At 69.9% G+C, this 22007-nt stretch carries 22 protein-coding genes; 9 read left to right on the top strand and 13 right to left on the bottom strand.

Features of this window, described 5'->3' with window-relative positions; genetic code table 11:
• Window positions 1–2: 2 nt before the first annotated feature.
• The 3 genes from FE256_RS01440 to tkt are packed head-to-tail and all read right to left on the bottom strand — an operon-like array spanning window position 3 to window position 4861.
• Window positions 3–1628, bottom strand: coding sequence for a phosphoglucose isomerase-related protein (locus tag FE256_RS01440; protein WP_138172454.1), 1626 nt, complete (start codon window positions 1626–1628; stop codon window positions 3–5).
• Window positions 1625–2746, bottom strand: coding sequence for a transaldolase (gene tal / locus FE256_RS01435; protein ID WP_138172453.1), 1122 nt, complete (start codon window positions 2744–2746; stop codon window positions 1625–1627). The genes FE256_RS01440 and tal overlap by 4 nt, the downstream gene beginning before the upstream one ends.
• A gap of 18 nt (window positions 2747–2764) precedes the next feature.
• The gene (gene tkt, locus FE256_RS01430) at window positions 2765–4861 is read right to left on the bottom strand and encodes a transketolase (protein WP_138172539.1); all 2097 of its coding nucleotides are present in this window, start codon (window positions 4859–4861) and stop codon (window positions 2765–2767) included.
• A 226-nt stretch (window positions 4862–5087) separates the two neighbouring features.
• On the opposite strand from tkt, the gene FE256_RS01425 reads away from it, so the two are divergent.
• Complete coding sequence (locus FE256_RS01425; protein WP_138172452.1) at window positions 5088–6014, top strand: heme o synthase; 927 nt, start codon at window positions 5088–5090, stop codon at window positions 6012–6014.
• Window positions 6015–6085: 71 nt separating this feature from the next.
• Here FE256_RS01425 and FE256_RS01420 read toward each other — a convergent pair whose 3' ends face one another.
• Window positions 6086–6583: a hypothetical protein gene (locus FE256_RS01420; RefSeq protein ID WP_138172451.1), complete on the bottom strand. Its 498-nt coding sequence runs from the start codon at window positions 6581–6583 to the stop codon at window positions 6086–6088.
• Between the two features lie 112 nt (window positions 6584–6695).
• Complete coding sequence (locus tag FE256_RS01415; protein WP_138172450.1) at window positions 6696–7664, bottom strand: COX15/CtaA family protein; 969 nt, start codon at window positions 7662–7664, stop codon at window positions 6696–6698.
• 254 nt (window positions 7665–7918) lie between these two features.
• Between FE256_RS01415 and sufB the strand changes: the two genes are divergently transcribed.
• The 7 genes from sufB (at window position 7919) to FE256_RS01380 (ending at window position 14276) form a co-directional block, all read left to right on the top strand.
• Window positions 7919–9337: a Fe-S cluster assembly protein SufB gene (sufB, locus tag FE256_RS01410; RefSeq protein ID WP_138172449.1), complete on the top strand. Its 1419-nt coding sequence runs from the start codon at window positions 7919–7921 to the stop codon at window positions 9335–9337.
• A complete protein-coding gene (sufD, locus tag FE256_RS01405) occupies window positions 9337–10530 on the top strand; it encodes a Fe-S cluster assembly protein SufD (RefSeq protein ID WP_138172448.1) in 1194 nt (397 codons plus the stop codon). Before sufB ends, sufD begins: the two co-directional genes overlap by 1 nt.
• Entirely contained in the window at window positions 10527–10856 is a 330-nt protein-coding gene (locus tag FE256_RS01400) for a non-heme iron oxygenase ferredoxin subunit (protein WP_138172447.1), read from the top strand. Before sufD ends, FE256_RS01400 begins: the two co-directional genes overlap by 4 nt.
• Window positions 10857–10903: 47 nt before the next feature.
• The gene (gene sufC / locus FE256_RS01395) at window positions 10904–11674 is read left to right on the top strand and encodes a Fe-S cluster assembly ATPase SufC (RefSeq protein ID WP_138172446.1); all 771 of its coding nucleotides are present in this window, start codon (window positions 10904–10906) and stop codon (window positions 11672–11674) included.
• Window positions 11675–11683: 9 nt separating this feature from the next.
• Window positions 11684–12013: a metal-sulfur cluster assembly factor gene (locus FE256_RS01390; protein ID WP_013586729.1), complete on the top strand. Its 330-nt coding sequence runs from the start codon at window positions 11684–11686 to the stop codon at window positions 12011–12013.
• Between the two features lie 109 nt (window positions 12014–12122).
• A complete protein-coding gene (locus tag FE256_RS01385) occupies window positions 12123–13280 on the top strand; it encodes a MalY/PatB family protein (RefSeq protein ID WP_138172445.1) in 1158 nt (385 codons plus the stop codon).
• 66 nt (window positions 13281–13346) lie between these two features.
• Window positions 13347–14276, top strand: a complete 930-nt coding sequence (locus FE256_RS01380; RefSeq protein WP_138172444.1) for a siderophore-interacting protein — start codon at window positions 13347–13349, stop codon at window positions 14274–14276.
• A 31-nt stretch (window positions 14277–14307) separates the two neighbouring features.
• Here the strand turns inward: FE256_RS01380 and FE256_RS01375 are convergent, their stop codons facing one another.
• Genes FE256_RS01375 through FE256_RS01360 form a run of 4 tightly spaced genes read right to left on the bottom strand, consistent with a single transcriptional unit; the run spans window position 14308 to window position 18299 of the window.
• On the bottom strand, window positions 14308–15144 hold the full coding sequence (locus FE256_RS01375; protein WP_138172443.1) for an ABC transporter ATP-binding protein: 837 nt from the start codon (window positions 15142–15144) through the stop codon (window positions 14308–14310).
• A complete protein-coding gene (locus tag FE256_RS01370) occupies window positions 15141–16196 on the bottom strand; it encodes a FecCD family ABC transporter permease (RefSeq protein WP_138172442.1) in 1056 nt (351 codons plus the stop codon). Before FE256_RS01370 ends, FE256_RS01375 begins: the two co-directional genes overlap by 4 nt.
• On the bottom strand, window positions 16193–17239 hold the full coding sequence (locus FE256_RS01365) for a FecCD family ABC transporter permease (RefSeq protein WP_138172441.1): 1047 nt from the start codon (window positions 17237–17239) through the stop codon (window positions 16193–16195). The genes FE256_RS01370 and FE256_RS01365 overlap by 4 nt, the downstream gene beginning before the upstream one ends.
• Before the next feature lie 25 nt (window positions 17240–17264).
• Complete coding sequence (locus FE256_RS01360) at window positions 17265–18299, bottom strand: iron-siderophore ABC transporter substrate-binding protein (protein WP_138172440.1); 1035 nt, start codon at window positions 18297–18299, stop codon at window positions 17265–17267.
• 186 nt (window positions 18300–18485) lie between these two features.
• On the opposite strand from FE256_RS01360, the gene FE256_RS01355 reads away from it, so the two are divergent.
• Complete coding sequence (locus tag FE256_RS01355; RefSeq protein ID WP_138172439.1) at window positions 18486–20084, top strand: ABC-F family ATP-binding cassette domain-containing protein; 1599 nt, start codon at window positions 18486–18488, stop codon at window positions 20082–20084.
• A gap of 65 nt (window positions 20085–20149) precedes the next feature.
• Here FE256_RS01355 and FE256_RS01350 read toward each other — a convergent pair whose 3' ends face one another.
• The 4 genes from FE256_RS01350 to FE256_RS01335 form a co-directional block, all read right to left on the bottom strand.
• A complete protein-coding gene (locus FE256_RS01350) occupies window positions 20150–21028 on the bottom strand; it encodes an SURF1 family cytochrome oxidase biogenesis protein (protein WP_138172438.1) in 879 nt (292 codons plus the stop codon).
• Window positions 21025–21231, bottom strand: a complete 207-nt coding sequence (locus tag FE256_RS01345) for a hypothetical protein (RefSeq protein WP_138172437.1) — start codon at window positions 21229–21231, stop codon at window positions 21025–21027. The genes FE256_RS01350 and FE256_RS01345 overlap by 4 nt, the downstream gene beginning before the upstream one ends.
• The gene (locus FE256_RS01340; RefSeq protein ID WP_138172436.1) at window positions 21228–21599 is read right to left on the bottom strand and encodes a DUF3099 domain-containing protein; all 372 of its coding nucleotides are present in this window, start codon (window positions 21597–21599) and stop codon (window positions 21228–21230) included. The genes FE256_RS01345 and FE256_RS01340 overlap by 4 nt, the downstream gene beginning before the upstream one ends.
• Before the next feature lie 42 nt (window positions 21600–21641).
• Window positions 21642–22007: DUF4190 domain-containing protein (locus FE256_RS01335; RefSeq protein ID WP_138172435.1), on the bottom strand; the 366-nt coding region annotated here is incomplete at its 5' end.

Below are 22007 nucleotides of genomic sequence, written 5' to 3'. Positions count from 1 at the left end.
TGTTACTGCGCCGCCTCGAAGAGTGAAAGCACCTCGACCTGCGGGTCGGTGAGCGTGAGCGTGACGACGGGGCGGCCATGGCCGTCCGCCAGCACGCTCGCGTCGCCCGCGGCCTGTGCGTGGATGAGCTGTCCGAACGTGAACGGCCGACCCGGGATTTCGAGGTCGACATCGGTGCGTTCGGTGATCTGAAGGAAGACGCCGGTGGCGGGGCCGCCCTTGTGGTACTGGCCGGTCGAGTGCAGGAACCGCGGTCCCCACCCGAACGTCGTGGGGCGGCCGGAATCGGCCGCGACCAGTTCGCGCAGTCCCGCGAGCTGGGGCAGCTCGAGCCGGTTCACGTACGCCTGGATGGCGACGTACCCGTCGGCCGGGACCGACGCCCAGAGCGCGTCCAGCACGCTCGCGAGCGTGCCACCGGATGCCAGGGCGGGGTCGGACACGCGCACCTCGACGCCGTCGAGCACGAGCGCCGGAGCGGTCGGTGCCGGCTGCGCGTCTAGGAGAGCCCGTGCGGCGACCTTGGCCGCCTCGACGTCGGGCTGGTCGAACGGGTCGATGCCGAGCAAACGCCCGGCGATCGCCGTGGCGTACTCCCACACGACGAACTGCGCCCCCAGCGAACCGCTCACGAGAACTTCGCCCTCGTGACGGTCGAACAGGTGGAACGCGTCGGCGTGCTCGACGAATCGTACGACCTGCAGGTCGGCGGGCTTCGCCTCGATCTCGGGCGAGACCGGGAGCAGGACCACGGGCAGGATGCCGGTTCCGTTCTTGCCCGTCGACTCCGCGATCAGCTGCTCGATCCAGTCCGGGAGACCCGGCAGGTGGCCGCCGTCGGTGACGAGGCCGAGCTTGTCACGCCGGTGTTCCCCGCCGCCTGCGATCGCCGCGGCGAGCACGAGGGCCGGGTTCTCGGGGGAGTCGATCGCGACCTCGAGGAGCGTGGCGTCCGCTTCGTCGAGCAGGTCGTCGATGTCGACGCCCGCGAGACCGGCGGGCACCAGCCCGAACGCGGTGAGCGCGGAGTACCGTCCGCCGACGGTGGGGTCGGCGGTGAAGACGCGGTAGCCGTCGGCACGGGCCGATTCTTCGAGGGGCGAGCCCGGATCGGTGACCACGACGATGCGCTCGGCCGGGTCGATGCCGAGGTCGCGGAACGCAGCCTCGAACGCCCGCTTGGCCGCATCGGTCTCGACCGTCGAACCGGACTTGCTCGAGACGACGAGCACCGTCTGGGCCAGGCCACCGGACTCGGCGTCGCCGTCGATCGCGGCGAGCACCTGACCGGGTGCCGTGGAGTCGAGGATCACCAGCGGCACTCCCGCGGACTGCGCGATGACCTCGGGCGCGAGCGAGGAGCCGCCCATGCCCGCGAGCACGACCCGGGTCACGCCCTGCGCGACGTACGCGTCGCGCAGGGCGGTGATCTCGGGGACGAGCGGGCGCGAGACGGAGACCGCCTGCACCCACCCGAGCCGACGGGATGCCTCGTCCTCGGCCGCGGCGCCCCATAGCGTGGCATCCCCCGCCGTGACGCCGGACGCGACCAAGGAGCCGATCAGGTCGGGCAGCTCCGAGTCGACGACCGCCTTGACGTGGCCGGTGACCTTGACGGCGAATGTCACTTCGCGGCCTGGGCGCTTCCGGCCTCGAGCGCGGTGGCGACGGTCTGCTGCAGTTCGTGCCACGAGGCGATGAACTTCTCGACGCCCTCGTCCTCGAGCACCTGGGTCGCGTCGGCGACGTCGACACCGGCGGCGGCCAGACGGTCGAACACCTCGTGCGCCTCGGCGTACGCACCGGTGACGGTGTCGCCGGCGATCACGCCGTGATCGAACGTCGCCTGCAGCGTCTTCTCGGGCATCGTGTTCACGGTGCCGGGGGCGACGAGCTCGGTGACGTAGAGCGTGTCGGGCAGAGCCGGGTCCTTGACGCCGGTCGAGGCCCACAGCGGACGCTGCACGGTCGCACCGGCGGCGAGGAGCTCCTTCGCGCGATCCTCGGCGAACTTCTGCTCGTACAGCTCGTACGCCAGGCGGGCGTTGGCGATGCCGGCCTTGCCCTTGAGGGCGGCGGCCTCGTCGGTTCCGATCGCGGCGAGACGCTTGTCGATCTCGGTGTCCACGCGCGAGACGAAGAACGAGGCGACCGACTGCAGGTTCGCGATGTCGTGCCCGGCGTCGCGCGCCTTCTCGACTCCGGCGAGGTACGCGTCGATGACCTCGGCGTAGCGCTCCAGGCTGAAGATCAGCGTGACGTTGACCGAGATGCCCGCACCGATGACCTCGGTGATCGCGGGCAGGCCCGCCTTGGTGGCGGGGATCTTGATCAGGACGTTCTTGCGGTCCACGCGCGCGGCGAGGTCCTTGGCCTGCGCGACCGTCGCGTCGGTGTCGTGAGCGAGGTCGGGGGACACCTCGATCGACACGCGTCCGTCGACGCCGCCGGTGGCTTCGAAGACCGGGAGGAAGATGTCGCACGCGTCGCGGACGTCGTCGGTGGTGATCGAGAAGATCGCCTCGTCGACGCCGGCGTCCTGCGCGGCGAGCTCGCGGACCTGGCCCTCGTACGCCTCGCCCTGGGACAGGGCGCCGGCGAAGATCGTCGGGTTCGTGGTGACGCCCGAGACGTTGCGCTCGGCGATGAGTTCGGCGAGGTTGCCGCTCTGGATGCGCTGACGCGACAGGTCGTCGAGCCAGATGCTGACGCCCTGGGCGGCGAGCTGTTGGGTGGGAGTGCTCATTGTTCTCGTTCTCCTGGGTTACTTCGCGGCGGCGATCGACTCGCGGGCGGCCTCGACGACGGCCTCGGCGGTGATACCGAACTTCTGGAACAGGGTCTTGTAGTCGGCCGACGCACCGAAGTGCTCGATCGCGACCGAGCGGCCGGCGTCACCGACGATGCCGTGCCACGACAGCGCGGAGCCCGCCTCGACGGAGACGCGCGCCTTCACCGACGACGGCAGCACCGACTCGCGGTACTCGTCGTCCTGCTCGGCGAACCACTCCAGCGACGGAGCCGACACCACGCGGGCGTGCACGCCCTCGGCGGCGAGGGTCTCGCGCGCCTGGACGGCGAGCTGCACCTCGGAACCGGTCGCGATGAGGATGACGTCCGGCTCGCCGTTCCCGGCCTCGGCCAGGACGTACGCGCCCTTGACGGCGCCGGCGGCCGACGCGAACTCGTCGCCCGTGGCCTCGCCCTCGCCGCGCGGGAACACCGGGATGTTCTGACGCGTGAGCGCGATGCCGGAGGGACCGGCGGTGCGGCGGAGCATCTCGAGCCACACGACCGACGTCTCGTTGGCATCCGCCGGGCGTACCAGCGCGAAGTTCGGGATGGCGCGGAGAGTCGCGAGCTGCTCGATCGGCTGGTGCGTCGGGCCGTCCTCGCCGAGGGCGACCGAGTCGTGCGTCCAGACGAAGATCGTCGGGATGTTCATCAGGGCGGCCAGACGCACCGGCGGGCGCATGTAGTCGCTGAAGATGAGGAACGTGCCGCCGAAGGGGCGCGTCGGGCCGTGCAGGACGATGCCGTTGAGGATCGCGCCCATCGCGTGCTCGCGGATGCCGAAGTGGAGCACGCGGCCGTAGGGGCTGCCCGTCCACTCGTGCGTCGACCACTCGGCGGGGATGAAGGACTTGGCATCCTTGATCGTGGTGAGGTTGGACTCGGCCAGGTCGGCCGAACCGCCCCACAGCTCGGGAAGCTCGGCGGCGAGGGCGTTGATGACGGTGCCCGAGGCGGCGCGCGTGGAGACGTCCTTGCCGGCCTCGAAGGCGGGCAGGGCGTCGGCGATGTCGGCGGGCAGCTCACGCGCCTGCAGGCGGTCCCACAGCTGCTTGCGCTCGGGGTGGGCGGCGGCCCACGCGTCGAACTTCTGCTGCCACGCGGCCTTCTCGGCCTCGCCGCGCTCGACGAGCCGGCGGGTGTGGGCAATGACGTCGTCGGCGACGGCGAAGTGCTGCTCGGGGTCGAACCCCAGCACCTCTTTGGTCGCACGCAGCTCGTCGGCACCGAGGGCGGATCCGTGGATCTTGCCCGAGTTCTGCTTGCCGGGGGAGGGCCAGCCGATGATCGTCTTGAGGATGATGAGCGACGGCTTGCTCGTCTCGCCCTTGGCGGCCTCGATCGCCGAGTGGAGCTCGGCGACGTCCTCGACGTACTGACCGGTCTTCTTCCAGTCGACCGTCTGCACGTGCCAGCCGTAGGACTCGTAGCGCTGCGCGACGTCCTCGGTGAAGGCGACGTTGGTGTCGTCCTCGATCGAGATCTGGTTGGAGTCGTAGATCGCGATGAGGTTGCCCAGCTCCTGGTGGCCCGCGAGCGAGGAGGCCTCGCTGGTCACGCCCTCCTGGAGGTCGCCATCACCGGCGATCACGTAGACGAAGTGGTCGAACGGGCTCTCGCCGGCCGGGGTCTCGGGGTCGAACAGACCGCGCTCGTAGCGGGCGGCGTAGGCGAAACCGACGGAGGATGCCAGACCCTGACCGAGCGGTCCGGTCGTGATCTCGACGCCGTCGGTGTGGCCGTACTCGGGGTGGCCGGGGGTCAGGGAGCCCCAGGTGCGCAGCGCCTCGAGGTCCTTCAGCTCGAGGCCGAAGCCGCCGAGGTAGAGCTGCACGTACTGGGTGAGCGAGGAGTGCCCCACCGAGAGGATGAAGCGGTCGCGTCCGGGCCAGTGGGTGTCGGCCGGGTCGTGGCGCAGGACGCGCTGGTACAGGAGGTACGCGGCCGGTGCCAGCGACATCGCCGTTCCGGGGTGCCCGTTGCCCACCTTCTCGACGGCATCCGCCGCCAGAATGCGCGCGGTGTCGACCGCCCGTCGATCGATCTCATCCCATTCGAAGTCCGACAACACGGTGCCTTTCTCGATCGTGTGCGCCCGGGTCACGATTCGACGCCGCACTCGTCGCCGTAGGAGCGGGAGTGGGGTGGGGGTCGGCGCGGGGCGCGCGTTCATCGCCAGCATAGCGAGATCGACGGCAGGCGTTGCCTCTCGTGACGGGGGTCGACAGCGGGCCGGAGGTGTGTTCCGGATGCCATAGAATCGAGGGGATACTCACGCTCTACCCCGGGGGACGATGGACATCTCGACGACGTCGCACGTCACTGCGACGACCGATCGCCGCTCCGTCGGACGTACGATTCGGGCCTACGTGGCGCTGACCAAGCCCCGCGTGCTCGAGCTCCTCCTGGTCACGACGGTTCCGGTCATGATCCTGGCCGCACGCGGACTGCCCGACCTGTGGCTGATCTTCGCCACCGTCATCGGCGGATCGCTGAGCGCGGGTTCGGCGGCGGCGTTCAACATGTACCTCGATCGCGACATCGACGCGCACATGCAGCGCACCGTCAACCGGCCGCTGGTCACCGGCGAGGTCTCGCCGCGCGGCGCGTTGACGTTCGCCTGGATGCTGGCCGCTGTCTCCACGGTGTGGCTGTGGGTGTTCACCAACCCGCTCGCCGCAGCCCTGTCGGCCGGCGCCATCTTCTTCTACGTCGTGATCTACACGATCATCCTCAAGCGCCGTACCGAGCAGAACATCGTGTGGGGCGGCATCGCGGGCTGCTTCCCGGTCCTCATCGGGTGGTCCGCCGTCACGGGTTCGCTGTCGTGGGCGCCGTTCATCCTCTTCGCGCTGGTGTTCCTGTGGACGCCCCCGCACTACTGGCCGCTGTCGATGAAGTACGCCGACCAGTACGACGAGGTCGACGTGCCCATGCTCGGGGCCACGCGCAGCGGTTCGCAGGTCGGTCTCCAGGTCATCCTCTACGCGTGGGCGACCGTCGCGTGTTCGCTGCTGCTGATCCCCGTGGCATCCATGGGTCTGGTGTACACCGTCTCGGCGCTCGTGTTCGGTGGGTGGTTCGTCTACGAATCGCACCGTCTGTACTCGCGGGCCGTGCAGGGCGGGGAGCCCCGTCCGATGCGCGTGTTCCACGCCTCGATCACGTACCTCACGCTGCTGTTCGTCGCGATCGCGGTCGACCCGCTCCTGCCGTTCTGATCCCCTGAGATCGAAAAGAACCGCCCGCCCCCGTTCGTGGGGGGCGGGCGGTTCTCTTCTTTGGGGGGCGCTCAGCGACGTGTGGTGTCGTCCTCGGTGCCGTCGTTCGCGGCGGCCTGCGGCGGCGCGGGGGTGTCGGACGTGGTCTCGACGTCCGCGTCCTCGAGGGCAACGGGCGTCGCCGGGGCGGCGGCCGGAGCCGTGGTGGCCGCAGCCGCAGTGGTGAACGTCGCGGGAGACACCGCGCTCTCGGGAGCGGTCTCGTCGTCGCTGGTCCAATCGATCGCCTCGACTGAGACGTCGGGCTGCGGACGTGTGGTGACGACGGCCGCCACGGCGAGGGCGGCGACGATCCCGAGCGCACCGGCACCGAGCACGGCGGCGCCCACCGTCACCCACGACTGGGCAACGTATACGGTCACGACCGTCGCGTTGGGGTCGTTGAGCACCGCCTGCATCGCGTCGATCCCCCGGAGGACGATCACGAGTCCGCCGATGACGGCGGCCAGGGAGCCGGCCACGAGCACCCAGAACGGGACGCTGGTGACGAGGCGGGGACGAGTCTGCATGGAATGAACTCCTTCGATTCCGGGCACGGTCGGCACCGGAGGGTCCACAGTCTCGCATGCGCCGGTACGCCGGCTCTGTGTCGCCGATGAATCGGCTATGAGCGCCCGGAGGTCAGCGCCGTGCGGCCGCCACAGCGTCGCCCTCGTTCGCCCGGGCCGGGGGCACGGGCGTCTTGAGACGGAGGACGACGACCGTCATGGTCGCGGCGGTGAGGGCGGCGAGCACCATGTGCACGCCCACGGCGAGTTCGGGCAGACCGTTGCGCGCCTGGTAGAGCCCGACGGCGATCTGGACCAGCTCGACCGCGAGGAGTGCCGTCGCCCACCGCCGGACCGGGAGGCGCAGTCGCCACGCGAGCACGACGAGGACGAGGGTCAACGCGAACAGCGCGTAGCCGGGCCAGGCGTGGACGTGCTCGAGCACCTCGGCGTCGAAGCCGTTGCGCTCCACGGCTGCGGCGTCGCCCGAGTGCGGCCCGGCGCCCGTGGTCAAGACTCCGAACACGACGGTGAGCGCGAGCACGCCCGTGGTGAGGTGCACGAGGCCGGCGAACCACGCCGGCACCGCGCGCTCACGCGGGCCGACGGGCAGGTACATCAGGGTCAAGAAGGCGGCGCACACCGTCACGAGGACGACGGATGCGATGTAGTGGAAGCCGACGATGAACGGGTTGAGCCCCGTCAACACCGTGATCCCGCCGACGACGGCCTGGGCGACGATCCCGCCGAGCACGACGAGCGCGAGGACGAACATGCCGCGGCGCTCGCGGCGCATGCGCCACATGAGTACGACGACCGCCAGGGCCAGGATGCCCACGACCCCCGTCAGCGTGCGGTTGCCGAACTCGATGATCCCGTGGATGCCCATCTCGGGGGTGTTCACGAGCGAGTCGGGCGTGCAACGCGGCCAGGTGGGGCAACCGAGGCCCGAACCGGTCAGGCGCACCGCGCCGCCCGTGCCGATGATGAGCACTTCGGCCACGAACGACAGCCAGGCGAACACGCGGACGCGGCGATCGACGTGGGTCGGCAGCCAGTCGACGACGCGACGCAGGACGCGGGGGGACGAAGCGGTGGACATGCGCGCAGCCTCCTGGCGGCGGGGCGCTCGGGCCGCGGCGGCGGGTCTGCGCCGTGCCGGGAGCGGGTGTTGCCTGTAGAATCGAAGGGTCTTCGGGTGCAGCGCTCACGCGTCCCGCACCCCTGACAGTCTAGGCGCGAAGCCAGCGCCTTCGAGCGGGCCCACCAGCGGCATTCCTGTGACTCCGACCGGAGTCTGTCGCGGAATGCCGGGGCGGATGACACCGTTGAGGCCCGAGAAGGAGAGTGACCACCATGTCCGATGTACTCATCGACCGACCCGAGCTCGACAGCCTGGGGCAATACGAGTTCGGCTGGCACGACACGGATGCCGCAGGCGCGCTCGCGCAGCGCGGCATCAACGAAGACGTCGTGCGCGGCATCTCCGCCCTGAAGTCCGAGCCCGAATGGATGCTGAAGACCCGTCTCAAGGGCTACCAGCTCTTCGGCCGCAAGCCCATGCCCACGTGGGGCGCGGACCTGTCGGAGATCGACTTCGACAACATCAAGTACTTCGTGCGCTCGACCGAGAAGCAGGCGCAGTCGTGGGAGGACCTCCCCGAAGAGATCCGCAATACGTACGAGAAGCTCGGCATCCCCGAGGCCGAGCGTCAGCGCCTCGTCGCCGGCGTCGCCGCACAGTACGAGTCCGAGGTCGTCTACCACCAGATCCGCGAGGACCTGGAGCAGCAGGGCGTCATCTTCATGGACACCGACACGGCTCTGCGCGAGCACCCCGAGTTCTTCGAGGAGTACTTCGGCACCGTCATTCCCGCCGGTGACAACAAGTTCGCGGCGCTGAACACCGCGGTGTGGTCGGGCGGATCGTTCGTCTACGTCCCCAAGGGCGTCCACGTCGAGATCCCGCTTCAGGCGTACTTCCGTATCAACACCGAGAACATGGGCCAGTTCGAGCGGACCCTGATCATCGCCGACGAGGACAGCTACGTCCACTACATCGAGGGCTGCACGGCTCCGATCTACAAGAGCGACTCGCTGCACTCGGCCGTCGTCGAGATCATCGTGAAGAAGAACGCCCGCGTGCGCTACACGACGATCCAGAACTGGTCGAACAACGTCTACAACCTCGTCACCAAGCGCGCCGTCGCCCACGAGGGCGCGACCATGGAGTGGGTCGACGGCAACATCGGCTCCAAGGTGACGATGAAGTACCCGTCCATCTACCTCATGGGCGAGCACGCCAAGGGCGAGACGCTCTCGGTCGCCTTCGCCGGCCCCGGCCAGCACCAGGATGCCGGCGCGAAGATGATCCACATGGCGCCGTACACGCAGTCCTCGATCGTCTCGAAGTCGATCGCCCGCGGTGGTGGTCGCGCCGGATACCGCGGTGAGGTGCGAGTGGATGCCAACGCCCACCACTCCGCCAACACCGTGCGCTGCGACGCACTGCTCGTGGACACCATCTCCCGTTCGGACACGTACCCCGCGATCGACATCCGCGTCGACGACGTGCAGCTCGGTCACGAGGCCACCGTCTCCAAGGTCAGCGAGGAGCAGCTGTTCTACCTGCAGTCGCGCGGCCTCCCCGAGGACGAGGCCATGGCGATGATCGTGCGCGGCTTCATCGAGCCGATCGCGCGCGAGCTGCCCATGGAGTACGCCCTCGAACTGAACAAGCTCATCGAGATGGGCATGGAAGGATCCGTCGGCTGATGACGACCGCGACCCAGACCCCCGCTGTCGCCGCGGAGGGTCACATCGACCCTGCCGCCCTCGTGGCATCCGTGGTTCCCGTGCAGACCCGGTCGGAGCGTCCGACCTCGTTCGTCCCGGCCGATTTCGGCACCCCCAGCGGCCGTGAGGTCAACTGGAAGCTGAGCCCCGTCGACCGTCTGGCGCCGTTGTTCGTCGACGAGGCGGGGCCCGAGGGCGTCATCCGCGTCGAGGTCCACGCCCCGGACGCCGTCGAGCAGCTGCGGCTGCGGGACGGCGAGGCGCCGCGTGGCGAGCACTTCCGTCCCGAGGACGTCACCGCCGCGCTCGCCTGGACTCACGAGCCCGAGGCCCCGCTGCTGCGGATCCCGGCGAACGTCGAGCTCGACGAGCCGATCGTCGTGCGTCTGACCGGCACGGGCGGCCTCGCGCACGCCCACGTCGTCATCGAGGCGCAGCCGAACTCGCGCGGCACGGTCGTGCTGCGCCACGAAGGCACGGCCCACCACGCGCAGAACGTCGAGATCCTCGTCCGCGACGGTGCCGACCTCACGGTCGTCTCAGTCCAGAAGTGGGACGACGACGCGATCCACGCGTCCTCGCACCAGGCGCGCGTCGACCGGGATGCCAAGCTCACGCACGTCGTGGTGAGCTTCGGCGGTGGCGTCGTCCGTGTGAACCCGTCGGTCGAGCTCTCGGGCGCGGGCAGCGAGGGCCGGCTGTACGGTCTATCCTTCGCGGATGCCGGTCAGCACCTCGAGTCGCAGGTGTACCTGCACCACAAGGGACCCCACACGGTCGGCGACGTGCTCTACAAGGGCGCGCTGCAGGGCGAGAGTGCGCGCAGCGTCTGGATCGGCGACGTGCTCATCGGACACGAGGCCACGGGCACCGACTCCTACGAGGCCAACCGCAACCTCGTGCTCACCGACGGTGCGCGCGCGGACTCGATCCCGAACCTCGAGATCGAGACGGGCGACATCCAGGGCGCAGGCCACGCCAGCGCCACGGGTCGCTTCGACGACGAGCAGCTGTTCTACCTGCAGGCGCGGGGCATCGCCGAGGACGAGGCGCGCCGTCTCGTCGTGCTCGGCTTCCTCAGCGAGATCGTCCAGCGCATCGGCATCCCCGAGCTCGAGACCGAGCTCACCGAGGCGATCGAGCGCGAACTGGCCGAGGGAGCGCCGGCGTGACCGCGACGCGTGTGTGCGGTCTCGGCGAGCTCGTGCAGGACGAGGCCCGTCGGGTCGAGGTGGACGGCGTGGCGATCGCCGTCGTTCTCGACGGCAACGGCGATGTCCACGCGATCGGCGACGTCTGCACGCACGGCGACATCTCGCTGTCGGACGGCTTCGTCGAGGGAGAGACGCTGGAATGCTGGGCCCACGGCTCGGCGTTCTCGCTGAAGACCGGTCGCCCGCTGAATCTTCCGGCCTACGAGCCGGTCCCCGTGTACGAGGTCGTGATCGACGGCGACGACGTGCTCATCGATCCCGCCGTCACCAAGGCGACGGCCTGACGGCCGCGTTCGTCATCGACTCCCCGAACTACCGAGTAAGGAACACCATGTCTGTCCTCGAGATCCGCGACCTCCACGTGACGGTCGAGACGGATGCCGGCACGACCCCGATCCTCAACGGCGTGACGCTGACGCTGCGCACCGGCGAGACCCACGCCATCATGGGCCCCAACGGCTCCGGCAAATCGACCCTGGCGTACACGATCGCCGGTCACCCCAAGTACACCGTCACGAGCGGCTCCATCACCCTGGACGGTGAGGACGTCCTCGAGATGAGCGTCGACGAGCGCGCACGCGCCGGCCTCTTCCTCGCGATGCAGTACCCGGTGGAGATCCCGGGCGTCACGGTCACGAACTTCCTCCGCACCGCCAAGACGGCGATCGATGGCGAGGCGCCGGCGATCCGCACCTGGACCAAGGACGTCAAGGGCGCGATGGAGAACCTGCGCATGGACGCGAAGTTCGCGTCGCGCAACGTCAACGAGGGCTTCTCGGGCGGCGAGAAGAAGCGCCACGAGATCCTCCAGCTCGAGCTGCTGAAGCCGAAGATCGCCGTTCTCGACGAGACCGACTCCGGACTCGACGTCGACGCGCTGAAGATCGTATCCGAGGGTGTCAACCGCGCGAAGGAGCAGACCGACCTCGGTGTGCTGCTCATCACGCACTACACCCGCATCCTCCGGTACATCCGCCCCGACTTCGTGCACGTCGTCGTCAAGGGCCGGATCGTCGAAGAGGGCGGCCCCGAGCTCGCCGATCGTCTCGAGGAAGAGGGTTACGACCGTTTCCTCGACGCCGGTGCGCCGGTGGACGCGTAGGATCGTTACATGACCGCAACACTCGCTCCCGAGAAGTACGACGAGGTCACCGAGGCCCTGAAGGACGTGATGGACCCCGAGCTGGGGATCAACGTCGTCGACCTGGGCCTGATCTACGACCTCGCGTGGGATGACGAGAACGACGCGCTCGTCATCCACATGACCCTGACGTCTGCGGGGTGCCCCCTCACCGACGTGCTCGAAGAGCAGACCGCTCAGGCCCTCGACAACGTCGTGGACCGCTTCCGCATCAACTGGGTGTGGATGCCGCCGTGGGGTCCCGAACGCATCACCGACGACGGGCGCGACATGATGCGCGCCCTCGGCTTCGCGATCTGAACGCAGCCGTTCGAGAAGTGCCCGTCCCGCATCGTCGGGGCGGGCACTTCTGTGTCCGCCTCTGACGCGACGATTCCTCCCCGTCGGGCTCGCTCATTAGGCTCGCGGGATGAGTCTTCCCCCGTTGACGGCCCTCCCGCTGGAGCTGCTGCGTCAGCGCTCCAGCACGAAGTGGCGTTCCTACGGTGACGACGTCATCCCGATGTTCGTCGCCGAGACGGATTTCCCGCTCGCGCCGGCGATCACCTCGGCCCTGGCGCGCGCCGTGGAGATCGGCGACACCGGATACACCCCACCCCGCCCCGGGATCGACGTCGATTTCGCCGCGTACGCGGACCGGCTGTGGGGCTGGCGGCCCGATCCGTCCCGAATCCGCTGGACGGGCGACGTCATGATGGGCGTCGTCGAGGTGCTGCGGGCCGTGACGTCCCCGGGCGATCGCGTGGTCGTCACGCCGCCCGTCTATCCGCCCTTCTACGACACCGTCGAAGAGGCGGGGGCCGTCGTCGAGCGGGTGCCACTGCGCGACACGGGGGAGCGGTGGGAGCTCGACCTCGACGGGATCGCCGCGGCTTTGGCATCCGGGGCGCGCGCCGTGCTGCTGTGCAATCCGCACAACCCCACCGGCACCGTGCACACGCGCGAGAGCCTGGCAGAGCTCGCGCGTCTCGCGGCGCGCTACGGGGCGAGTGTCGTCAGCGACGAGATCCACGCGCCGCTCACGCACGCTCCGGCGGTGTTCACCCCGTTCCTGGATGCCGCCCCCGAGGCGGCGGCGGTGGGGTATGCCGTGACGAGCGCGAGCAAGACGTACAACCTCGCCGGCCTCAAGTGCGCTGTGATCGTGACCGGCTCGGACGAGACGGCCGCCGTCGTACGGTCTCTGCCGTGGGAGGTCGAGTGGCGCGCGGGTCTGTTCGGCGTCATCGCCAATCGCGCGGCCTTCTCGGCCGAGAGCGATTCCTGGCTCGCCCAGCTCCTCGCCGCGCTCGATGACAACCGGCGGCTGCTGTCCGAGCTGCTCGCCGAGCACCTTCCGCTGGCGCGGTATCGGATCCCCGACGCAGGGTTCCTCGCGTGGGTCGATGTCTCCGCCTACGGGTGGGGCGACAATCCGGCGCCGTTCGTCCGCCGCGAGGCGAAGGTGGCCTTGCACCACGGTCCGCTGTTCGGCGTCGAGGGTGTGGGACACGTGCGCATCAACATCGGCTGTGCCCCGGAGGTTCTGCGCGAGGCGATCGCGCGCATCGGGGCTCTGGCCGGGTAGTTCGGCGTCGCGGCATCCGAGCGCTCTCGCCTGGCATCCGAGGATAGGTAAGGATATCCTTATCGAGTGAAGACAGCCACGCGTCCCGCTTACCGCCCGTACGTCGCCGTGGTGAAGGGGGCCCGCCGGCTGTCGCCGCACTTCGCACGCATCACGTTCACGTCGCCCGACTTCGAGGTCTTCGGCACGGATCGGCGCGACCAGCGCGTCAAGCTCGTGCTGCCCGGACCGGACGGGACACTGTGCGACATCGGCCAGACCGATCCGCAGGCGATCGACAACGGCGAGTGGTACACCCGGTGGCGTGATCTTCCCGACGAGGAGCGGATGCCGTTCCGCACGTACACCGTGCGCCGGATCGACCCCGAGGCGCTCGAGCTCGACATCGACTTCGTGCTGCACCACGACGCCGGTCCCGCGGGGGCGTGGGCGGAGATCGCGACCGCCGGCGACCGGATCATCGTCGTCGGCCCGGACGCACGGAGTTCCGAGTCCGCGCAGGGCATCGACTTCCACCCCGGGACGGCGCAGCGCCTGCTGCTCGCCGGGGATGAGACGGCCGCACCCGCGATCTGCGCGATCATCGAGGGGCTCGGCGCCGGGTTCGTCGTCGACGCCTTCATCGAGGTTCCGAGCATCGACGATGCCCTTCCCCTGGCCGCCGGCGACGCGCGCGTGCGCTGGTTGGCGCGCGACGATCGTCCGCACGGGGAGGCGCTGATCGAGGCCGTCGAGGCCTGGGCCGCAGCATCCGGGGACGTCCTCGCCCGAGCCGCCGCGCCGCGCCCGCAGGAGCTTGACGACATCGACGTCGACGTCGACCTCCTGTGGGACAGCCCCGACGACGGCGAAGGCGAGTTCTACGCCTGGATCGCGGGGGAGTCGCAGACGGTGAAGGTACTGCGGCGTCTGCTCGTGCAGGGCTGCGGCGTCGACCGCAAGCGCGTAGCCTTCATGGGCTACTGGCGCACCGGACAGGTCGAGCGCACGGCCTGAGGGCTCTGGCGTGCCGCGCGGGCGGCGGGCCTCAGGCCCGCACGGTCTCCGGCTGGCCCAGGCTCTCGCTCACCGTGTGGTGCCGCCCGATCGGGATGACCATGGGACGCCCCGTCAGCGGATCGGGGACGACCCGACTGTCGAGGCCGAACACCTCGCGCACCGTCTGCTCGGTGAGCACGTCGCCCGGGTCTCCGGCGGCGATCACGCGGCCGCCGGCCATGGCGACGAGGTGATCCGCGTACCGCGCGGCGAGGTTGAGGTCGTGCAGCACCATGGCCACGGTCGTTCCTCGCTGCCGGTTCAGATCGGTCAGCAGATCCAGCACGTCGATCTGGTGGCTGATGTCGAGGAACGTCGTCGGCTCGTCCAACAGCAGCACGTCGGTCTCCTGAGCGAGGGCCATCGCGATCCACACGCGCTGTCGCTGTCCGCCGCTGAGCTCGTCGACATGGCGGTCCGCCAGGTGCGCGGTGTCGGTGGCGTCGAGGGCCCGAGCGACGGCTGCGTCGTCGGCCGAGCTCCAGCGTGCCAGGGCGCCCTGGTGAGGATGCCGTCCCCGGCTGACGAGGTCGGACACGGCGATGCCGTCGGGCGCGATGGGCGACTGCGGGAGCAGGCCGAGCACGCGGGCCACCTGTTTGGTCGGGAGCCGGTGAATGGCCTTGCCGTCGAGCAGGACCTGGCCGCGCGACGGGGTGAGCAGGCGCGCCATGGCCTTCAGGAGGGTCGACTTTCCGCAGGCATTCGCACCGACGATCGTCGTCACGCGACCCGGGGGCAGCGCGAGATCGAGGGACTCCACGATCGTCCGGTCGCCGTAGCCGAGCGTGACGCCTTCGGCGTGCAGGGTGCGCTCCGTGGTCATAGCGTGGTTCCTCCGGATCGACTGCTGCGGATCAGCAGGTAGATGAGATAGGGGGCGCCGAGGACGCCGGTGATGACGCCCACGGGCAGGCGCGTGCCGAAGGCGTACTGGGCGCAGAAGTCCGCGACGAGCACCAACAGCGCGCCGACGAGGCCCGCGGGCAGGACGGGGGAGCCGACGGGGCCGAGGATCCGGACGGCGATGGGGCCGGCCAAGAACGACACGAACGCGATCGGCCCCGCCGCGGCGGTACCGAAGGCGAGCAGACCGACGGCGGCGACGATGAGCAGGAGGCGGCTGCGCTCGACGGGCAGGCCGAGGGCCGCGGCGGTCTCATCGCCCATCCGCAGGACCTCGAGACGCCGGGCGAGCACGAGGATCACGGGGCCGAGGACGACGACCGCGAACAGCACCGGGAGGGCGCGGTCCCACGTGGCGTCGTTGAGGTTGCCGGTGATCCAGCGCATCGCGGCGGGGAGGTCGTATTCCGCGGCGCGCGAGATGACGTACGACACGACCGCCTGGCACATCGCGGCCACGCCGATCCCGACCAGGATGAGCCGTGCTCCCGATCCGCCCTGCCGGTAGGCGAGCAGATAGATCACGAGGGCGACGCCGAGCGCCGCGGCCATCGCGAGGAAGGACACCGTCGTCTCGCCGAGCCCCAGGACGACGATGCCGATGACGGCGGCGGCGCTCGCCCCCGTGTTGATGCCGATGACGTCGGGGCTGGCGAGGGCGTTGCGCAGCATCGTCTGGAACACCACACCACCCATGCCGAAGCACACTCCGGTCAAGAGGCCCGTCATCGCCCGCGGCAGGCGCAACTCGCCCACCGTGAAGGAGGCGCCGGGCACGCGCTGGCCCGTCAGGACGCCCCAGACCTCGGCGGGGGAGTAGACGGTCTGGCCCAGCATGAGCGACAGCACGAACGCGGAGAGCACGAGGACCGACAGGATGCCGGTCACCAGGGCCCAGCGACGGCGGCGGCGGCGACGCCCGGTGGTGACGGCGGAGAGCGCCTCGGACGGGGCGGCGAGGGCGGCGGTCACAGCGCTCTCATCTTCTGTCGACGGACGAGAGCGATGAAGAAGGGGGCGCCCAGCAGAGCGGTGACGATGCCGACCTCGATTTCTTGGGGGCGGGCGACGACGCGGCCGACGACGTCGGCGAGGGTGAGGAGCACGGCTCCGCCGAGCGCGGAGACCGGGAGCAGCCAGCGGTGGTCGACGCCGACCACCAGTCGGATCATGTGCGGCACGACGAGCCCGACGAAACCGATGGGGCCGGCCACCGCAGTGGCGGCGCCGCAGAGGATCACCGCGCCGCCGGAGGACACCAGGCGTGCCGTGCGGACGCGGGCACCGAGGCCGGCGGCGAGTTCGTCGCCGAGGGCGAGGGTGTTCAACGCGGAGGCGCTGGCGAGGCAGATCACGAGACCGGCCAGCAGGAAGGGCAGAACCTGCAGGATCGTCGCGGGCGTGGCGCCGCCGACGCCGCCCACCTGCCAGAACCGGAAGACGTTCATGACGTCGGTGCGCGGGAGCAGGATCGCGCTCGTGAGGGAGCTGAACGCGACCGCGGTGACGGCTCCGGCCAGGGCGAGACGTAGCGGGGTCGCGCCGCCGCGGCCGAGTGAACCGATCGCGTACACGAAGACGGCCGCCGCACCGGCTCCGACCATGCCGACCCAGATGTAGGAGGTCGCCGAGCTGAGACCGAAGAAGGCGATACCGGTGACGATCGCGAGCGCCGCGCCGCCGTTGATGCCGAGGATCTGGGGATCGGCGAGCGGATTGCGTGTGGCACCCTGCAGCACCGCCCCCGAGACGGCCAGGGCCGCTCCGACGAGCATGGCCAGGACGGTGCGCGGGACGCGCTTGGCCGCCGCCGCCGTCGACGCCGTGTCGGTGGATCCGGTGAGTCCGCCCCACACGTCCGTGAGAGACACGTCGCGGGCGCCGAACGTGACCGAGAGGACGGCGGCGATCACGAGCACCGCGATCAGAGCGGTGACGCCGAGGACTCGGCGCCGCCCCCAGCGACGCGGGCGTGCGTCGCCGGGGACGGTCGGTGCCGGGGCGAGAGCGGTCATCGCGCCGTCGCGGGGCGGATCGGCATCAGGAGGCGGCCTTCTGCGCCGCAGCTCCGACGAGTCCGATGTACTCGTCGCTCAGCGGGGTTCCGATCGAGAGCGGGCTGGGGTTGGCGACCGCCGCGAGGGAGGTGTTGTCGGGGAGCATCACGACCGCGCCGGAGGCGACGGCGGGGATGCGCGACCACAGCGGGTCGGCCTGCAGCGTCGCCAGGGTCGTACTCGTGCCGTAGCCGACCATCGCGTCGACATCGGAGAACTTCTCGATCTGCTCCGCGCTCTGGGTGAACCAGAACGTCTCGGCGTCGGTGCTGGAAGTCTCGACCGCCGAGGACGGGGTCATGCCGAACTCGCTGAGGAACATCGCACGCGGGTCCTTCAGCGAGTAGTAGCCCACCTGGCTGAGGTCGGTCGGGTTGATGTAGGTGAACAGGGTCTTCGCGCCGGCGAGGGACGGGTACTTCGCCGCTTCGTCCGTGACGTGCTTCTCGAGGTCCGCGACCAGCTGCTGCGCCTGGCTCTCGCGGCCGAGGGCCTTGGCATCCGTGAGCGTCATCTGCTGCCACGTCGTGCCCCACGCGATGTCGGGGTACGCCACGACCGGAGCGATCTTGCTCAGGGTGTCGTACTGCTCCTGCGTCATGCCGGAGTAGGCGCCGAGGATGACGTCGGGGCGGGCATCGGCGATGGCCTCGTAGTCGAAGCCGTTGGTCTCGTCCATCAGGGTCGGGGTCGCAGCGCCCAGTTCGTCGAGCTTGTCCTTGACCCAGGGGAGGAGTCCGTCGCCGTCCTCGTCGCCCCACGTGACCTTGGGCATCGCCACCGGCACCACGCCGAGGGCGAGGGCGGCCTCCTGGTTTCCCCAGCTGACGGTCACCACGCGCTGCGGCTCGGCGGGGATCGTCGTCTCGCCGAACGCGTGCTCGAGGGTGACGGGGAAGGCCCCGTCCGCGGCCGTGGAGGCCTCTTGCGCCCCGGGGGTGCCGGTGGAGCCGGCGCAGCCGGTCAGGACGAGGGCCGTGGCGGCAGCGAGCGCAGCCAGCGCGCGGAAACGGGACACAGAGGACCTCCTGCGGGTTAGGTAAGGATAGGCTTAGTTTAGATCAGATGCCGCGGGCGACCGCAAACCCGGATGCCGTTCCCCTCGCCGAACCTCTCGACGGCGAGGTAATCCCGGGCCGCCGTATACTGGGTGGCTGGCCATCATCGGCCGCCTTCCCTTTTCTTCGACGAACGGACGTCTGCTGTGCTCGCCGTGCACGATCTCGAGATCCGCGTCGGCGCGCGCGTGCTGATGTCGGAGGTGTCGTTCCGCGTCTCCGATGGAGACAAGATCGGCCTCGTCGGCCGCAACGGCGCCGGCAAGACGACCCTGACCAAAGTGCTCGCGGGCGACCTGCTGCCGGCGAACGGCGGCGTCGACCGTGTCGGCGAATTGGGATACCTGCCGCAGGACCCCCGCTCCGGCGACCCCGAGATGCTCGCGCGCACGCGCATCCTCGACGCCCGCGGCCTGGGCTCGCTGGCCCTCGGGATGCACGAGGCCTCGATGGCGATGGGCGACGACGACCCCGCCGTCGCCGCGAAGGCGATGAAGCGCTACGGATCACTCACCGAGCAATTCGAGGCCCAGGGCGGATACGCGGCCGAGGCCGAAGCGGCATCCATCGCCCACAACCTGTCGCTCCCCGACCGCATCCTGGACCAGCCGCTGAAGACCCTCTCGGGCGGTCAGCGTCGACGCATCGAGCTCGCGCGCATCCTGTTCTCGGACGCGCAGACGATGATCCTCGACGAGCCCACGAACCACCTCGACGCCGACAGCGTCGTGTGGCTGCGGGAGTTCCTCAAGGGGTACAAGGGCGGGCTCATCGTGATCTCGCACGACGTGGAGCTCGTGGGCGAGACGGTCAACCGCGTGTTCTACCTCGACGCGAACCGTCAGGTCATCGACGTCTACAACATGAACTGGAAGAACTACCTGCGCCAGCGGGTGGCCGACGAGGAGCGCCGCAAGAAGGAGCGCGCCAACGTCGAGAAGAAGGCCACCGCGCTCCAGCTGCAGGCCGCGCGCTTCGGGGCGAAGGCGTCGAAGGCCGCGGCCGCGCACCAGATGGTCGCGCGCGCCGAGAAGATGCTGTCGGGCCTCGACGACGTCCGTCAGGACGAGAGGGTCGCGAAGCTCCGCTTCCCCAAGCCCGCTCCGTGCGGCAAGACCCCGCTCATGGCCTCGGGACTGTCGAAGTCGTACGGGTCGCTCGAGATCTTCACCGACGTGGACCTCGCGATCGACCGGGGCTCGCGCGTGGTGATTCTCGGCCTCAACGGCGCCGGAAAGACGACGCTCCTGCGCATCCTCGCGGGCGTCGACCAGCCCGACACGGGGCAGCTCGAGCCCGGGCACGGCCTCAAGATCGGCTACTACGCCCAGGAGCACGAGAACCTCGACGTCCATCGCTCCGTGCTCGACAACATGATGTCGGCCGCCCCCGACATCACGGCGACCGAGGCGCGCAAGGTGCTCGGCTCGTTCCTCTTCGTCGGCGACGACGTCCTCAAGCCGGCGGGTGTGCTCTCGGGCGGCGAGAAGACGCGTCTGTCGCTCGCGACCCTCGTGGTGTCGTCGGCGAACATGCTGCTGCTGGATGAGCCGACGAACAACCTCGACCCCGCCTCGCGCGAAGAGATCCTCGGCGCGCTCGCGCACTACGAGGGCGCTGTCGTGCTCGTCTCGCACGACGAGGGCGCCGTCGAGGCGCTCAACCCCGAGCGCGTGCTCATCCTCCCCGACGGTGTCGAGGACATCTGGGGTCGCGACTACGCCGACCTGATCACGCTGGCATAGTCGTCGGCATTCGGATGCCGTGACCCGGCGCGACCGCGACGATCGTCGTCGGTGCGCGGCCGCGATCAGCGCGCGTCGAGCAGGGCGTCCTCGTCGGCGGCGTCGCGATCACGCGGTCGCTTGCGCCCGCGGTGTGCGGAGACGGGGTCGAGCTTCGTCCGGGTCGGGGCGGGCGGCTCCTCGCCGCGCTCGCGAGCTTCTTCGATCTCTTCTCGGCGAATGCGGCGCTCGCTCACGATGACGTACGTGAGGAACCCGAATCCCATCAGGGCGAAGAGGATCCACTGGATCGCGTACGACAGGTGCGGACCGGGGTCGTCGCTCGGCGGATCGATCGGGAGCGGCGCGTGCGCGGGGGCAGGATCCTCGGACACGAGCAGGCCGTACGCGCCGGGCTCGAGGGGACCCGTCTGCTCGGCGACGAGCCCGAGGTTGATCGTGGGCACCTGCCCCGTCTCGGCCGTGCGGCCCGAAGCGGGGACGGGCTCGCCCGGGCGCAGACGCACCACGATCTCGGTCTCGCCGCTCGGCGGGGCGGGGATCGTGTCGGGCTCGGGCTGTCGTTCGCCCGGGGGAAGCCACCCGCGGTCGACGAGGAGGACACGGCCGTCGTCCAGCCGGAACGGCACGAGCACTTCGTACGCGGCCGACCCGCCGTGCGCGCGGTTACGGACGAGGAGCTCGTCGTCGGCGAGGTACTGCCCGCTCAGGCGCACGGGGCGCCATTCATCGCCGGGCGCGAGCTCGCCGTCGGGAGGGAGGAGGTCAGCGAGCGCCACGGGCGGCGCGTTGTAGTTGTCGGCGACGAGCTGCAGCTGCTCGGAGCGTTCGGCGTTGCGCGAGAACTGCCAGTTCGAGAGGAACCCGCAGGCGATCGCGAACAGGATCGCCACCCCGACGTACATCGCCCAGCGGCCGGCCGCCGGCATGGTCCGCGTGCTCATACGACGTCTCCGGCGAGAGCGGCCACCTCGACCGGGAAGTCGCGCGCGCGCAGGAACTCCCGCAGATAGCCCACGTGCTCCTCGCACGCCACCCACGTCTTACGGCGATCCTCCGCGTGGATGCGCGGGTTGCGCCACACGATGACCCACTGCGCGTGCGAGCGGCAACCGGCCCGCGAGCACTCGACGGTGCCCTCGGTCACGACCGGTCGTCGCGCGGCTGTTCGAGGCGCGGGGTCTCGACGATGCGGATCACGGTCGGCGCGTCGGCGGCCGGAGCGGCGGCCGGCGATGCCGGCGCCGACTCGATCATGCGTTCCGGATTCACGGCGGCGGACACGTCGGCATTCTGACCGACGTTCGCGACGATCACCGCGAGGTAGGGCAGGAAGATCGCACCCGCGGCGAAGACGAACGTGTACCAGCCGTAGGGCGTGACGACCGCCATCGCGATGAAGCACGCGATGCGGATGCCCATCATCACCATGTATTTGGCGAAACGGGATCCGGCGTCGTCCCGGGGAGCCTGGGGGAGCGACGTCGCTGACTGAGCGCGGGGCGATGTCTTCACGGTGAGTCAAGGGTACGCCCGTCGTGCGGGGGCGGGTCGCGCTTAGGAGCCGTATCGAGAAGAGTTGCTCGCCGCGATTCCGATGCCGACGAACAGGATGATGACGAACAGCACGATGAGCGCGATGCTCACCCAGCCGACGATGGTGCCGGCCAGGGCCATCCCCCGCCCCTTCTCGCCGGTGCGCTTGATCTGCGCCAGCGAGATGTGTCCGGTGATCACACCGGCGATGGGGCCGATGATCGGCAGGATCAGGAGGAATCCGGCGATGGATGCCACGAGCGAGATGATCGAGAGCGTGTTGGTGCGCACGGCGGCACCGAAGGGGGCCGCACCGTAGGGCTGGCCGTAGGTGGGGGCGCCGTACGCGGGCGCGGTGGGGGCGCCGTAGGCCGGTGCTGCGGGGGC

Origin of the sequence: Microbacterium sp. 5K110 (assembly GCF_005774735.1) — a bacterium.
Lineage (GTDB): Bacteria > Actinomycetota > Actinomycetes > Actinomycetales > Microbacteriaceae > Microbacterium.
This window is presented reverse-complemented; position numbering and strand designations above follow the sequence as displayed.

Bases quoted from the DNA above. Each gene is read 5' to 3' on its own strand.
- tal (WP_138172453.1), bottom strand. From the start codon at position 2,746: ATGAGCACTCCCACCCAACAGCTCGCCGCCCAGGGCGTCAGCATCTGG.
- FE256_RS01425 (WP_138172452.1), top strand. From the start codon at position 5,088: ATGGACATCTCGACGACGTCGCACGTCACTGCGACGACCGATCGCCGC.
- FE256_RS01420 (WP_138172451.1), bottom strand. From the start codon at position 6,583: ATGCAGACTCGTCCCCGCCTCGTCACCAGCGTCCCGTTCTGGGTGCTC.
- FE256_RS01415 (WP_138172450.1), bottom strand. From the start codon at position 7,664: ATGTCCACCGCTTCGTCCCCCCGCGTCCTGCGTCGCGTCGTCGACTGG.
- sufB (WP_138172449.1), top strand. From the start codon at position 7,919: ATGTCCGATGTACTCATCGACCGACCCGAGCTCGACAGCCTGGGGCAA.
- sufD (WP_138172448.1), top strand. From the start codon at position 9,337: ATGACGACCGCGACCCAGACCCCCGCTGTCGCCGCGGAGGGTCACATC.
- sufC (WP_138172446.1), top strand. From the start codon at position 10,904: ATGTCTGTCCTCGAGATCCGCGACCTCCACGTGACGGTCGAGACGGAT.
- FE256_RS01390 (WP_013586729.1), top strand. From the start codon at position 11,684: ATGACCGCAACACTCGCTCCCGAGAAGTACGACGAGGTCACCGAGGCC.
- FE256_RS01385 (WP_138172445.1), top strand. From the start codon at position 12,123: ATGAGTCTTCCCCCGTTGACGGCCCTCCCGCTGGAGCTGCTGCGTCAG.
- FE256_RS01375 (WP_138172443.1), bottom strand. From the start codon at position 15,144: ATGACCACGGAGCGCACCCTGCACGCCGAAGGCGTCACGCTCGGCTAC.
- FE256_RS01365 (WP_138172441.1), bottom strand. From the start codon at position 17,239: ATGACCGCTCTCGCCCCGGCACCGACCGTCCCCGGCGACGCACGCCCG.
- FE256_RS01350 (WP_138172438.1), bottom strand. From the start codon at position 21,028: ATGAGCACGCGGACCATGCCGGCGGCCGGCCGCTGGGCGATGTACGTC.